The sequence below is a fragment of the Streptomyces sp. NPDC051636 genome, from assembly GCF_044453765.1.
Taxonomy (GTDB): Bacteria; Actinomycetota; Actinomycetes; order Streptomycetales; family Streptomycetaceae; genus Streptomyces.
Genome location: NZ_JBITDA010000001.1, coordinates 405408 through 417451, shown reverse-complemented (window position 1 = coordinate 417451; position 12044 = coordinate 405408). Strand labels below are relative to the sequence as shown.

15 protein-coding genes are annotated in these 12044 nt (G+C 72.2%); 3 read left to right on the top strand and 12 right to left on the bottom strand.

The features are described 5' to 3' along the window. Positions 1-135: 135 nt before the first annotated feature. The 4 genes from ACIBBH_RS01975 to hisI form a co-directional block, all read right to left on the bottom strand. The gene (locus ACIBBH_RS01975) at positions 136-393 is read right to left on the bottom strand and encodes an HGxxPAAW family protein (protein WP_399401468.1); all 258 of its coding nucleotides are present in this window, start codon (positions 391-393) and stop codon (positions 136-138) included. 305 nt (positions 394-698) lie between these two features. Continuing rightward, entirely contained in the window at positions 699-1331 is a 633-nt protein-coding gene (locus ACIBBH_RS01970; protein WP_399400932.1) for a TIGR02234 family membrane protein, read from the bottom strand. 70 nt (positions 1332-1401) lie between these two features. Beyond that, positions 1402-2880, bottom strand: coding sequence for an anthranilate synthase component I (locus tag ACIBBH_RS01965; protein WP_399400930.1), 1479 nt, complete (start codon positions 2878-2880; stop codon positions 1402-1404). 11 nt (positions 2881-2891) lie between these two features. Continuing rightward, positions 2892-3305, bottom strand: a complete 414-nt coding sequence (gene hisI / locus ACIBBH_RS01960) for a phosphoribosyl-AMP cyclohydrolase (RefSeq protein WP_399400929.1) — start codon at positions 3303-3305, stop codon at positions 2892-2894. Between the two features lie 83 nt (positions 3306-3388). Between hisI and ACIBBH_RS01955 the strand changes: the two genes are divergently transcribed. Together ACIBBH_RS01955 and ACIBBH_RS01950 are read left to right on the top strand one after the other, a co-directional pair. Beyond that, entirely contained in the window at positions 3389-4024 is a 636-nt protein-coding gene (locus ACIBBH_RS01955; RefSeq protein WP_399400928.1) for a TIGR03085 family metal-binding protein, read from the top strand. A gap of 11 nt (positions 4025-4035) precedes the next feature. Next, a complete protein-coding gene (locus ACIBBH_RS01950; protein WP_399400926.1) occupies positions 4036-4434 on the top strand; it encodes a VOC family protein in 399 nt (132 codons plus the stop codon). A 91-nt stretch (positions 4435-4525) separates the two neighbouring features. Here ACIBBH_RS01950 and hisF read toward each other — a convergent pair whose 3' ends face one another. Genes hisF through hisD form a run of 8 tightly spaced genes read right to left on the bottom strand, consistent with a single transcriptional unit; the run spans position 4526 to position 10234 of the window. Further along, entirely contained in the window at positions 4526-5281 is a 756-nt protein-coding gene (gene hisF, locus ACIBBH_RS01945; protein ID WP_399400924.1) for an imidazole glycerol phosphate synthase subunit HisF, read from the bottom strand. After that, complete coding sequence (locus ACIBBH_RS01940; protein ID WP_399400922.1) at positions 5278-5676, bottom strand: RidA family protein; 399 nt, start codon at positions 5674-5676, stop codon at positions 5278-5280. The genes hisF and ACIBBH_RS01940 overlap by 4 nt, the downstream gene beginning before the upstream one ends. Beyond that, positions 5673-6398: a bifunctional 1-(5-phosphoribosyl)-5-((5-phosphoribosylamino)methylideneamino)imidazole-4-carboxamide isomerase/phosphoribosylanthranilate isomerase PriA gene (gene priA, locus ACIBBH_RS01935; RefSeq protein ID WP_399400920.1), complete on the bottom strand. Its 726-nt coding sequence runs from the start codon at positions 6396-6398 to the stop codon at positions 5673-5675. Before priA ends, ACIBBH_RS01940 begins: the two co-directional genes overlap by 4 nt. A 4-nt stretch (positions 6399-6402) precedes the next feature. Next, positions 6403-7044, bottom strand: a complete 642-nt coding sequence (gene hisH, locus ACIBBH_RS01930) for an imidazole glycerol phosphate synthase subunit HisH (protein ID WP_399400918.1) — start codon at positions 7042-7044, stop codon at positions 6403-6405. Beyond that, positions 7044-7208 carry a hypothetical protein gene (locus ACIBBH_RS01925; protein WP_399400916.1) on the bottom strand — a complete coding sequence of 55 codons (165 nt, stop codon included), beginning with the start codon at positions 7206-7208 and terminating at the stop codon, positions 7044-7046. The genes hisH and ACIBBH_RS01925 overlap by 1 nt, the downstream gene beginning before the upstream one ends. A gap of 4 nt (positions 7209-7212) precedes the next feature. Continuing rightward, positions 7213-7806: an imidazoleglycerol-phosphate dehydratase HisB gene (gene hisB, locus ACIBBH_RS01920; protein ID WP_100825690.1), complete on the bottom strand. Its 594-nt coding sequence runs from the start codon at positions 7804-7806 to the stop codon at positions 7213-7215. After that, complete coding sequence (locus ACIBBH_RS01915) at positions 7803-8912, bottom strand: histidinol-phosphate transaminase (protein ID WP_399400914.1); 1110 nt, start codon at positions 8910-8912, stop codon at positions 7803-7805. Before ACIBBH_RS01915 ends, hisB begins: the two co-directional genes overlap by 4 nt. Next, positions 8909-10234 carry a histidinol dehydrogenase gene (gene hisD / locus ACIBBH_RS01910; RefSeq protein WP_399400912.1) on the bottom strand — a complete coding sequence of 442 codons (1326 nt, stop codon included), beginning with the start codon at positions 10232-10234 and terminating at the stop codon, positions 8909-8911. The genes ACIBBH_RS01915 and hisD overlap by 4 nt, the downstream gene beginning before the upstream one ends. Before the next feature lie 179 nt (positions 10235-10413). On the opposite strand from hisD, the gene ACIBBH_RS01905 reads away from it, so the two are divergent. Further along, complete coding sequence (locus ACIBBH_RS01905; protein WP_399400910.1) at positions 10414-11991, top strand: oxidoreductase; 1578 nt, start codon at positions 10414-10416, stop codon at positions 11989-11991. Positions 11992-12044: the final 53 nt, after the last annotated feature.

Sequence of the window (12044 nt, the reverse complement as noted above, 5' to 3'; positions counted from 1 at the left end):
GGGGGGGCCGGGGCGGGGGGGGTGGGGCGGTTCCCCCCCCCATATTGCCCCCGCCCCGGCCCCCCCCCCGGGGGGGGGCCCCCCCCCCGGGGGGGGCCCCCCCCCGCCCCTCGGGCGAAGGCGGAGAAGCCGTGCTCAGCCCTCGACGCTCGCCGGCTCGCGGGTCGCGGCCGGGGCGGCGTGCCGCACCGCGTGCGTCTGCTTCGGCTGGCCCAGGCCCATGGCGCGCATGACGGCGCCCAGGACACCGCCGAGAACCACGATCGCCATGCCGGCCCAGAAGCCCACCGGCTGTGCCATCACCATGAAGGCGCCCGCGACGCAGAAACCGATGAAGGCGATGATGACGCCGGTCCAGGCGGCCGGGGTGTGACCGTGGCTGCTGCCCGCCATGTCTTGCTCCTCGTTGCTGGTGTACGTGCCGTACATGTCCGGGCCCGCCCGTGCGGGGCGGACGCTCGCCGTCCATTGTCCCGTACGCACGCGCGTGCCGTGAGCGGGGGTCGCTCGTGGTGGGCGTCTGTTTCGCCACATCCGCCAGGGCCTGTCCGGTGGTTCATGGCGCAGGGAACCGACGGTGCCCGGTCAGCGCGGGTGAGCGGGCGAATGGGGGTGCCCCCTCGCGAGCGAAGCCGAGCGTGAGAGGGCGTGCCAAGCCCCGCGTCTGCGGCATGATCCGCCGGACAGGCCCTGAGCGGTCAGGCGCCGGTCGGGTCCTCGCCGCGGTCCAGGGCCTTCCAGAGTTCCTCGGGACGCTCGGGGTCGACGGGCTTGGCGGTACGGCGCGGGCGGGGTGTGCCGTCGCGCTCGTAGCGGCCGGACATGGCGGGCCACAGCCGGCCGTAGCGCAGGGCGAGGAGGCCGGCGAGCAGGAGGAGGGCGCCGCCGGCGGCCGCGACGTACGGCCAGCCGGTGTGGCTGAGCGCGGCCACCGTGGCGGAGGTGTCGCCGGTGGTCTCGGCGGCCTTCTCGTCGAGCGCGGAGTTGTCGGAGGCGCCGATCAGGGCCGCGGCGACGGTGCCGGCGCCGGAGAGCGCGAGCAGCCCGGCGACCAGGAAGCGGCCCGCCCTGCGGACGGCGAAGACGGCGACGAGCGCGGCGAGGCCCACTATGGCGAGGGCCGCGGGAACGCCCGTGACGTCGCTGCCCCTGGCGGTCAGCGGGAAGGCGCCGCCGGCCACCGTCGCGGTGCCCTCCGACCAGCGCTGCCGGGTGGACAGCAGCGCCACGGCCGCGCCCAGCGCACCGCACAGCAGGGCGACGGCGAGGCTCCGGCGGCCGGACCGCGCGGATGCGGGGGCCTGGGAACGGGGATCGGGTACAGCAGTCACGTACCCACTATCCCCTGAAGCCCGGGCGAACCGTCACCCGGGGGAACACATGGGGAACGTGAGAAACGCCCTACTTGCCCAGCCGGTTGGCCGTGTGCACCGCCCGCAGCACCGCCGCCGCCTTGTTGCGGCACTCCTGGTCCTCGGCGACCGGGTCGGAGTCGGCGACGACGCCCGCGCCGGCCTGGACGTAGGCGGTGCCGTCGCGCAGCAGGGCCGTACGGATGGCGATGGCGGTGTCGGAGTCGCCCGCGAAGTCGAGGTAGCCGACGCAGCCGCCGTAGAGCCCGCGCCGGGACGGCTCCAGTTCGTCGATGATCTGCATCGCGCGGGGCTTCGGCGCGCCGGAGAGGGTGCCGGCGGGGAAGCACGCCGTCAGGACGTCGAAGGCGGTGCGGCCCCGCGCCACGCGCCCGGTGACCGTCGAGACGATGTGCATCACGTGCGAGTACCGCTCGATGGACATGAAGTCGACGACCTCGACGGAGCCGGGCTCGCAGACCCGGCCGAGGTCGTTGCGGCCGAGGTCGACGAGCATGAGGTGCTCGGCGCGCTCCTTGGGGTCGGCGAGCAGTTCGTCGGCGAGGGCCTGGTCCTCCTGCGGGGTGGCGCCGCGGGGCCGGGTGCCGGCGATGGGGTGGACCATGGCCTGCCCGTCCTCGACCTTGACCAGCGCCTCGGGGGACGAGCCGACGACGTCGAAACCGTCGAAGCGGAACAGGTACATGTACGGGGACGGGTTGGTCGCCCTGAGGACCCGGTACACGTCCAGCGCGCTCGCCGTGCACGGCGACTCGAACCGCTGCGAGGGGACGACCTGGAAGGCCTCGCCCGCCCGGATGCGCTCCTTGATGTCCTCGACGGCCACCTGGAAGTCGGGGCCGCCCCACAGGGCGGTGTACTCGGGCAGCTCGGACGGCGGCAGGACGGCCGGGGGCTGGGCGACCGCCCGGGACAGGTCGGCCTCCATGGCGTCGAGGCGGGCCACGGCGTCCGTGTACGCCTCGTCGACGCCCGTTTCGAGGTCGTTGTGGTTGATCGCGTTGGCGATCAGCAGGACGGAGCCCTCCCAGTGGTCCATGACCGCGAGGTCGCTGGTCAGGAGCATGGTCAGCTCGGGGAGCCGCAGGTCGTCCCGCTCGCCGGGGCCGATCTTCTCCAGGCGGCGGACGATGTCGTAGCCGAGGTAGCCGACCATGCCGCCGGTGAAGGGCGGCATGCCGTCCTGGTGGGGGGTGTGCAGGGCCTCGATGGTGGCGCGCAGGGCGGCCAGCGGATCGCCGTCGACGGGGACGCCGACGGGCGGGGCGCCGAGCCAGTGCGCCCGGCCGTCGCGCGCGGTCAGCGTCGCGGCCGACCGCACGCCCACGAACGAGTACCGGGACCACGAGCGCCCGTTCTCCGCGGACTCCAGCAGGAAGGTGCCGGGGCGCTCGGCGGCGAGCTTGCGGTAGAGCGCGACCGGGGTGTCGCCGTCGGCGAGGAGCTTGCGGGTGACCGGAATGACGCGGCGGTCGGTGGCGAGCTTGCGGAACGTCTCGAGGTCCATGGCGGCTGACCTTACTGATCCGAGGCGGGTACGCCGGAACCGGCGCCCTCGCCGGCGTCCCTCAGCAGCACGTCGGCGTCGAAGCAGGTGCGGGCGCCGGTGTGGCAGGCGGCGCCGACCTGGTCGACCTTGACCAGCACGGTGTCGGCGTCGCAGTCCAGGGCGACGGACCTGACCTTCTGGACGTGGCCGGAGGTGTCGCCCTTGACCCAGTACTCCTGGCGGCTGCGGGACCAGTACGTGCAGCGGCCGGTGGTGAGCGTGCGGTGCAGCGCCTCGTCGTCCATCCAGCCCAGCATGAGCACCTCGCCGGTGTCGTACTGCTGGGCGATGGCGGGCAGGAGTCCGTCGGCGCTGCGCCTGAGGCGCGCGGCGATCTCGGGGTCGAGGCTGCTGGGCCGGGGCGTACCGGTCGTACTGGTCATGAGTGCCATTGTGCCGGGCGGCACCGACACGGACGGGTCCGTGTCCACTGTGCGGACCCCGAACGCGGTCGTAGGCTGACGGTATGTCGACCTTCGCCAAGCGTGAACGGCTCCTGCTCGCAGATCTCTTGGAAACGACCGGTCCGGACGCCCCGACCCTGTGCGAGGGCTGGCGGACCCGGGACCTGGCCGCGCACGTGGTGGTGCGCGAGCGCCGCCCCGACGCGGCCGGCGGCTCTCTGATCAAGCCGCTCGCGCCCCGCCTCGAGAAGGTGATGGCGGAGTACGCAGCGAAACCGTACGAGGAGCTGATCCAGCTGATCCGTACAGGCCCGCCGCGCTTCTCGCCCTTCCAGCTCAAGCAGATCGACGAGGCGGCCAACATCGTCGAGTTCTACGTCCACACGGAGGACGTCCGCCGCGCCCAGCCCGACTGGAGCACGCGCGAGCTGGACCCGGTCTTCCAGGACGCCCTGTGGTCCCGCCTGGAGCGCACCGCCCGTCTGATGGGCCGGGGCGTGGCGACGGGCCTGGTGCTGCGCCGCCCGGACGGCCAGACGGCGGTCGCCCACCGGGGCACGCCGGTGGTGACGGTCACCGGCGAGCCGTCCGAGCTGCTGCTGTTCGCGTTGGGCCGGCAGAGTGCCGCCAAGGTGGAGCTGGACGGCGACGCGGACGCGATCGCCAAGCTGAGCGAGTCCAAGCAGCTGGGTATCTGAGAGGGCCGGCCGTGATCAAGGTCGCCATGACGGGTGTGTACGTCGACGACGTCACCAAGGCCCACGCCTTCTACACGGACGTGCTCGGCTTCGAGACCCGTACCCACCTCGACCTGGGCGGCGGCACGCTGTTCGTCACGGTCGGCGCGTCCGGCGGGGCCCAGCCGGATCTGCAGTTGCTGCTGGAGCCGGGTGCGGGCCCGATCGCGGATCCGTACCGCCGGGCTCTGTACGAGGCGGGGATCCCCGCCATCGTCTTCTCGGTGGACGACATCGCGGCGGAGTACGAGCGGCTGCGCGGGCTCGGGGTGCACTTCACCCACGAGCCGCAGGAGCAGGGGCCGGTGATCGCCGCCGTGCTCGACGACACCGTCGGCAACCTGGTGCAGCTGGCTCAGCCGAAGGAGTGACCCTCTCCGGGGTGCTCACTCCGTTTGGTACGCGCCCAGGAGAAGGCCCCGGCCACCTCGACGGCGACCGGGGCCGAAGCTCGGCGCAGCGTCACCGCACCGCGTGCCCCGCCTCCCGCAACGCCTGCTTCACCTCTCCGATCCGCAGGTCCCCGAAGTGGAAGACGGAGGCCGCGAGTACCGCGTCGGCGCCGGCGTCGACGGCCGGGGCGAAGTCGGCGAGCTTGCCCGCGCCGCCCGAGGCGATGACGGGGACGGTGACGTGCTTGCGCACGGCCGCGATCATCTCGAGGTCGTAGCCGTCCTTCGTGCCGTCCGCGTCCATGGAGTTCAGCAGGATCTCCCCGGCGCCCAGCTCGGCCGCCCGGTGCGCCCACTCGACGGCGTCGATGCCGGTGCCCTTGCGGCCGCCGTGGGTGGTCACCTCGAAGGTGCCCGCCTCCGTGCGGCGCGCGTCCACCGACAGGACCAGCACCTGCCGCCCGAAGCGCTCGGCGATCTCCCGGATCAGGTCCGGGCGGGCGATCGCCGCCGTGTTGACGCCGACCTTGTCGGCGCCCGCCCGCAGCAGCTTGTCCACGTCCTCGGCCGTGCGGACGCCGCCGCCCACCGTCAGCGGGATGAACACCTGCTCGGCGGTGCGGCGCACCACGTCGTACGTCGTCTCGCGGTTGCCCGAGGACGCGGTGATGTCCAGGAACGTCAGCTCGTCGGCGCCCTCGGCGTCGTACACCTTGGCCATCTCGACGGGGTCACCCGCGTCGCGCAGGTTCTGGAAGTTGACGCCCTTGACGACCCGGCCGTTGTCCACGTCCAGGCAGGGGATGACTCGGACGGCAAGGGTCATGCTCCGGACACTCCTCGGAACGCCTCCACCTCGACCTCGACGACCAGACTGGGGTCGACGAAACCGGAGACGATGATCATGGATGCGGCGGGCCGGACGGAGTCGAACAGCTCCTTGTGAGCGCGTCCGACGTCCTCCACGTCCCGGGCGTGGGTGAGGTACATGCGCGTGCGCACGACGTCGTCGCGGCCGAGGCCCAACCGGCCCAGCGCCGCGAGTGCGACGTTGAAGGCGTTGACCGTCTGCTCGTACGGGCCGCCTCCGGCGATCTGGCCGTCCACTATCGACGTGCAACCGGAGACCAGCACCAGGCCGTTCGGCAACTCCACCGCGCGGGAGTAGCCGAAGCTCTCCTCCCAGGGCGCACCGGTCGTGACGCGTCGTACGTCGCTCACTGGGCAACCGCCTCCAAGGCCTCTTCCAGGGTGAACGCCTTCGCGTACAGCGCCTTCCCGACGATGGCGCCCTCGACACCGAGGGGCACCAGGCCGGCGATGGCCCGCAGGTCGTCCAGCGAGGACACGCCGCCGGACGCCACGACCGGGCGGTCGGTCGCCGCGCACACGTTCTTCAGCAGCTCCAGGTTGGGGCCCTGCAGGGTGCCGTCCTTGGCGATGTCGGTGACGACGTACCGCGCGCAGCCCTCCTTGTTCAGGCGCTCCAGCGTCTCGTAGAGGTCGCCGCCGTCGCGGGTCCAGCCGCGGCCCCGGAGCGTGGTGCCCCGCACGTCCAGACCGACCGCGATCCTGTCGCCGTGCTCGGCGATGACCTTGGCGACCCACTCCGGGGTCTCCAGTGCGGCGGTGCCGAGGTTCACCCGGGTGCAGCCGGTGGCGAGGGCTGCGGCGAGGGAGGCGTCGTCGCGGATGCCGCCGGACAGCTCCACCTTGATGTCCATCGCCTTCGCGACCTCGGCGATCAGCTCCCGGTTGTCGCCGGTGCCGAACGCGGCGTCCAGGTCGACCAGGTGCAGCCACTCGGCGCCCGACCGCTGCCAGGCCAGGGCGGCCTCCAGAGGGGAGCCGTAGGAGGTCTCCGTGCCGGACTCGCCGTGCACGAGGCGGACGGCCTGGCCGTCGCGGACGTCGACGGCGGGGAGGAGTTCGAGCTTGGCCATGTCTCTACAGGGTTCCGATCCAGTTGGTGAGGAGCTGGGCTCCGGCGTCGCCGGACTTCTCGGGGTGGAACTGCGTGGCCCACAGGGCGCCGTTCTCCACGGCGGCCACGAAGGGCTTGCCGTGCGTCGCCCAGGTGACCTTGGGCGGCTGCAGCGCCGGATTGTGGGTCTCCAGGCTCCAGTCGTGCACGGCGTAGGAGTGCACGAAGTAGTAGCGCGCGTCCCCCTCCAGACCGGCGAACAGCTCGGAGCCGGCCGGGGCGTCGACGGTGTTCCAGCCCATGTGGGGAACGATCTCGGCCTGCAGCGGCTCGACCGAGCCGGGCCACTCGTCGAGGCCCTCGGTCTCGACGCCGTGCTCGATGCCGCGCGCGAACAGGATCTGCATGCCGACGCAGATGCCCATCACCGGGCGACCGCCGGACAGCCGGCGGTCGATGACCCAGTCGCCGCGGGCTTCCCGCAGGCCCCGCATGCAGGCGGCGAAGGCGCCCACGCCCGGCACCAGCAGGCCGTCCGCGTTCATCGCCTTGTCGAAGTCGCGCGTGATCTCGACGTCGGCTCCCGCGCGCGCGAGGGCGCGCTCGGCGGAGCGGACGTTGCCGAAGCCGTAGTCGAAGACCACGACCTTCTTCGGCGTGCTCATCAGTTCCACACCTCCAGCCGCATGACGCCCGCGACCAGGCACATGGCCGCGCCGATCGACAGCAGCACGACGAGGCTCTTCGGCATCTGCTGCTTCACGAAGGAGTAGATCCCGCCGACCAGGAAAAGGCCGACGACTATCAGGACGGTGGACAGACCGTTCATGGGTTTACAGCGCACCCTTCGTGGACGGAAGGATGCCGGCCGCGCGCGGGTCCCGCTCGCTGGCGTAGCGCAGTGCCCGGGCCAGCGCCTTGAACTGGCACTCCACGATGTGGTGCGCGTTGCGCCCGTAGGGCACGTGCACGTGCAGCGCGATCTGTGCCTGGGCGACGAAGGACTCCAGGATGTGCCGGGTCATCGTCGTGTCGTACTCGCCGATCATCGGCGCCATGTTCTCGGGCTCGGTGTGCACGAGGTAGGGGCGGCCGGACAGGTCGACGGTGACCTGGGCGAGGGACTCGTCCAGCGGGACCGTGCAGTTGCCGAAGCGGTAGATCCCCACCTTGTCGCCGAGGGCCTGCTTGAAGGCGGCGCCCAGCGCGAGGGCGGTGTCCTCGATGGTGTGGTGGGAGTCGATGTGCAGGTCGCCGTCGGTCTTCACGGTCAGGTCGAACAGACCGTGCCGGCCGAGCTGGTCGAGCATGTGGTCGTAGAAGCCGACGCCGGTGGCGATGTCCGTCTTGCCGGTGCCGTCGAGGTCTATCTCGACCAGGACGGACGTCTCCTTGGTCGTCCGCTCCACACGTCCTACGCGGCTCATGCGCTCTGCTCCTTCTTCAACTCACGGACCGCGTCGAGGAACGCGTCGTTTTCGGCCGGGGTTCCGGCGGTGACCCGCAGCCATCCGGGTACGCCGTTGTCACGGACCAGGACCCCTCTCTCGAGGATCCTCTGCCAGACCTCGTGCGCGTCGGAGAACCGCCCGAACTGCACGAAGTTCGCATCGGACTCGGTGACCTCGTAGCCGATGGACCTGAGCTCGCTCACCAGCCGGTCCCGTTCGGACTTCAGCTGCTCGACGTATTTCAGCAGCGTGCCGGTGTGCTCCAGGGCGGCCAGGGCGGTCGCCTGGGTGATCGCCGAGAGGTGGTACGGCAGCCGTACGAGCTGGACGGCGTCCACCACCGCCGGGTGCGCGGCGAGGTAGCCGAGCCGGAGGCCGGCGGCCCCGAACGCCTTCGACATGGTCCGCGAGACGACGAGATTCGGCCGACCTTCGAGCAGCGGCAGCAGCGAGTGGCCGTGGCTGAACTCGATGTACGCCTCGTCCACGACGACCATGGACGGCTTGGCCGCCTGGGCCGCCTCGTAGAGCGCGAGGACGGTCCCGGGCGGGATGGCGTTGCCCGTGGGGTTGTTGGGGGTGGTGATGAAGACGACGTCAGGCCGGTGCTCGGCGATGGCCCGCTGGGCCGCCGGCAGGTCGACGGTGAAGTCGTCGTTGCGCGGGCCGGAGATCCAGCCGGTGCCGGTGCCGCGCGAGATGAGCGCGTGCATCGAGTACGACGGCTCGAAGCCGATCGCCGTACGGCCGGGGCCGGCGAAGGTCTGCAGCAGTTGCTGGATGACCTCGTTGGATCCGTTGGCCGCCCACACATTCGCCGGGCCGACCTCGTAACCGGACGTGTCGGTCAGGTACTTGGCAAGCTGGGTGCGCAGCTCGACCGCGTCCCGGTCCGGGTAGCGGTTGAGGTTCCGGGCGGCCTCGCGCACCCGCTCGGTGATCCGCTCGACCAGCGGCTCGGGCAGCGGGTAGGGGTTCTCGTTCGTGTTCAGCCGTACGGGGACGTCCAGCTGGGGCGCGCCGTAGGGGGACTTGCCGCGCAGCTCGTCCCGTACGGGGAGATCGTCGATTCCGAAGTTCACTTGCTCGTCGGTACCTTCCAGCCGAACCTCGCCTTGACCGCCGCGCCGTGCGCGGGCAGGTCCTCCGCCTCCGCCAGCGTCACCACGTGGTGGGCCACGTCCGCGAGCGCGTCCCGCGTGTAGTCGACGATGTGGATGCCGCGCAGGAAGGACTGGACGGACAGGCCGGAGGAGTGGCAGGCGCAACCGCCGGTGGGCAGGACGTGGTTGGACCCGGCCGCGTAGTCGCCGAGGGAGACGGGCGCCCAGGGGCCGATGAAGATCGCGCCGGCGTTCTTCACCCGGTCGGCGACGGCGGCGGCGTCGGCGGTCTGGATCTCCAGGTGCTCGGCGCCGTACGCGTCGACCACCCTCAGGCCCTCGTCGAGGCCGTCGACCAGCACGATCGCGGACTGCCTGCCCTTCAGGGCGGGAACGATCCGGTCCTCGATGTGCTTGGTGGCCGCGACCTGCGGCTCGAGCTCCTTCTCCACCGCGTCGGCCAGCTCCGTTGAGTCGGTGACCAGCACGGCCGCCGCCAGCGGGTCGTGCTCGGCCTGGCTGATCAGGTCGGCGGCGACGTGCACCGGGTCGGCGGTGGAGTCCGCGAGGATCGCGATCTCGGTGGGGCCGGCCTCGGCGTCGATGCCGATCTTGCCGGTGAAGAAGCGCTTGGCGGCGGCGACCCAGATGTTGCCGGGGCCGGTGACCATGTTGGCCGGGGCGCAGGACTCGGTGCCGTAGGCGAACATGGCGACGGCGGTGGCGCCGCCGGCCGCGTACACCTCGTCGACGCCGAGCAGCGCGCAGGCGGCGAGGATCGTCGGATGCGGCAGGCCGTCGAACTCGGCCTGGGACGGTGAGGCCAGGGCGATCGACCCGACGCCCGCCTCCTGCGCGGGGACCACGTTCATGATGACGGAGGAGGGATAGACCGACCGGCCGCCGGGCGCGTACAGCCCGACGCGCTCGACCGGCACCCACTTTTCGGTCACCGTACCGCCGGGCACGACCTGGGTCGTGTGGGACGTACGGCGCTGTTCGCGGTGCACGAGGCGGGCCCGGCGGATGGACTCCTCCAGGGCCGCGCGCACGGCCGGGTCGAGCCGCTCCAGCGCGTCGGCGAGCGCCCGCGCCGGGACCCGTACGGATTCCAGCCGCACCCCGTCGAACTTCTCGGCGAAGTCGATCAGCGCCGCGTCGCCCCGATGATGCACGGCCTCGCAGATCGGACGCACCTTCTCCAGGGCGGCCTGAACGTCGAAGTCGGCTCGGGGCAGCAGGTCGCGCAGGGCGGGGCCCTCGGGGAGGGCGTCGCCGCGCAGATCGATTCGGCAGATCACGGTCCCAATTCTCTCAGACCGGCGTCGGCGGCCGTCCGCGCGTATCAATGGCTGATACAGAACGTGGCCGGAACCCCGAAGATCCCCCTCACGTCTTGCGTTGGGGGAGTCACTCACCGGGCATGAACTGCTGTACGAAACGGACGAACCCGCGAGTAGCAGAGGAAGAAGGAAGAGCAGTGACCGAGGGGGCCGGCTTGAGCGCCGGGGACCTGCCGGAGGACCTGACCGCCGCCGAGGCCGGGATGTGGCAGGCCTTCCGCAACGGCAGCGTGTACGACCTGAGCAGCGGGGACGCCGTGGTGGACGACCCGCACGGCGGGCATCCCTGGGGTCCCGAGCGGACCGTGCGGGCGCGCATCGTCTGCTGGCTGCTCCTGGACGGCCCGCCCGCGCTGGCCGGCCGCGTGTCGTCGCTGAAGCTGGCCGGCGTGCGGATCAGCGGCACCCTGGACCTGGCGGGCGGCACGGTGGTGCCGTACGTGGAGCTGAAGAGCTGCCGTTTCGAGCACGAGGTCCTGCTGCCCGAGGCCCGCTTCACGACCCTGCGCCTGGTGGACTGCGCGGTCCCGCGTCTGGAGGCCGCCCGCGTGCACACCGAGGGCGACCTGCATCTGCCGCGCTGCCGCTTCCTGGGCGGCGTCCGGCTCACCGACGCGCACATCGGCACGGATCTGCTGCTCAACCAGGCGATCGTGTACCGGGACCGCACCGGCCGCTCGGTCGCCGCCGACGGCATGACCGTCGGCCAGGACCTCCAGGCCGAGCTGCTGGAGTCGCACGGCGAGCTGAGCCTGCGCAGCGCAAAGGTCGGCGTGTCGCTGAGCCTGCGCGGCGCGAGACTGGTCAACCCCTACTCCCGGCTGGCCCTGAACGCGCCCCAGCTGACCGTCGAGCGCACCCTGTACCTGACCCCGGCCGGCGTGGGCAGCCCCCTGCTGAGCGGTACGACCCCGGCGCGCGGGACACGCGTCCAGCGCTTCGAGTGCCAGGGCGGGGTACGGCTGGACGACGGGCGGTTCGGGGACGCGGTCGACCTGGAGCGGGCCCGGTTCGCCTTCACCGACGACCAGGAGCTGTCGCTGCGCCGGGTGCAGACGCCCGAGCTGCGCTTCCTCGGGGAGCGGCCGCAGCGCGGCAAGGTGGTGCTGTCGGGGGCGCGGGTGGTCACCCTCGTGGACAAGGCGGCCAGCTGGCCGGGGCCGGGCAGCCTGCACATGGGCGGTTTCTCCTACGAGAACCTGGTGCCGCAGGGCCCGTTCCCGCTGACCGAGCGCCTGGGCTGGGTGGCGGCGGCGACCGCCGAGTACAACCCGGAGCCGTACGAGCGCCTGGCCGCCGTGCTGCGCGGCGCCGGGGAGGACGAGGACGCGCGCGAGGTGCTGCTCGCCAAACAGCGCCGGCGCCGCGAGACCCTGCCGCTGGCCGGCAAGCTCTGGGGGTACGCGCAGGACCTGGCGGTCGCCTACGGGTACCGGCCGGGCCGGGCCGCCGTGTGGATGGCGGTGCTGTGGGCGGCGGGCACGCTCGCCTTCGCGCACGCCAGCCATCCGCCGATGGACTCCGGCGGCCACCCGACCTGGAGCCCGGCATTGTTCGCCCTGGACCTGCTGCTGCCGGTCATCGACCTGGGCCAGGCGGGCCAGTGGCAGCTGCGCGGCGGCTGGCAGTGGCTGGCGGCGGCGATGGTCCTGCTGGGCTGGGTGCTGGCGACGACGGTGGCGGCGGGGGCGACGCGGCTGCTGCGGCGGAGCTGACGGGGCCGGGCTTCCCCGGTGGCTTGGCAGGTCCCCATCAGTAGTTGAACAGT

Excerpts from the sequence above, each read along its gene's own strand:
- ACIBBH_RS01975 (WP_399401468.1), bottom strand. The coding sequence starts at position 393 with ATGGCGGGCAGCAGCCACGGTCACACCCCGGCCGCCTGGACCGGCGTC.
- ACIBBH_RS01965 (WP_399400930.1), bottom strand. The coding sequence starts at position 2,880 with ATGGACCTCGAGACGTTCCGCAAGCTCGCCACCGACCGCCGCGTCATT.
- hisI (WP_399400929.1), bottom strand. The coding sequence starts at position 3,305 with ATGACCAGTACGACCGGTACGCCCCGGCCCAGCAGCCTCGACCCCGAG.
- ACIBBH_RS01955 (WP_399400928.1), top strand. The coding sequence starts at position 3,389 with ATGTCGACCTTCGCCAAGCGTGAACGGCTCCTGCTCGCAGATCTCTTG.
- hisF (WP_399400924.1), bottom strand. The coding sequence starts at position 5,281 with ATGACCCTTGCCGTCCGAGTCATCCCCTGCCTGGACGTGGACAACGGC.
- priA (WP_399400920.1), bottom strand. The coding sequence starts at position 6,398 with ATGGCCAAGCTCGAACTCCTCCCCGCCGTCGACGTCCGCGACGGCCAG.
- hisH (WP_399400918.1), bottom strand. The coding sequence starts at position 7,044 with ATGAGCACGCCGAAGAAGGTCGTGGTCTTCGACTACGGCTTCGGCAAC.
- ACIBBH_RS01925 (WP_399400916.1), bottom strand. The coding sequence starts at position 7,208 with ATGAACGGTCTGTCCACCGTCCTGATAGTCGTCGGCCTTTTCCTGGTC.
- hisB (WP_100825690.1), bottom strand. The coding sequence starts at position 7,806 with ATGAGCCGCGTAGGACGTGTGGAGCGGACGACCAAGGAGACGTCCGTC.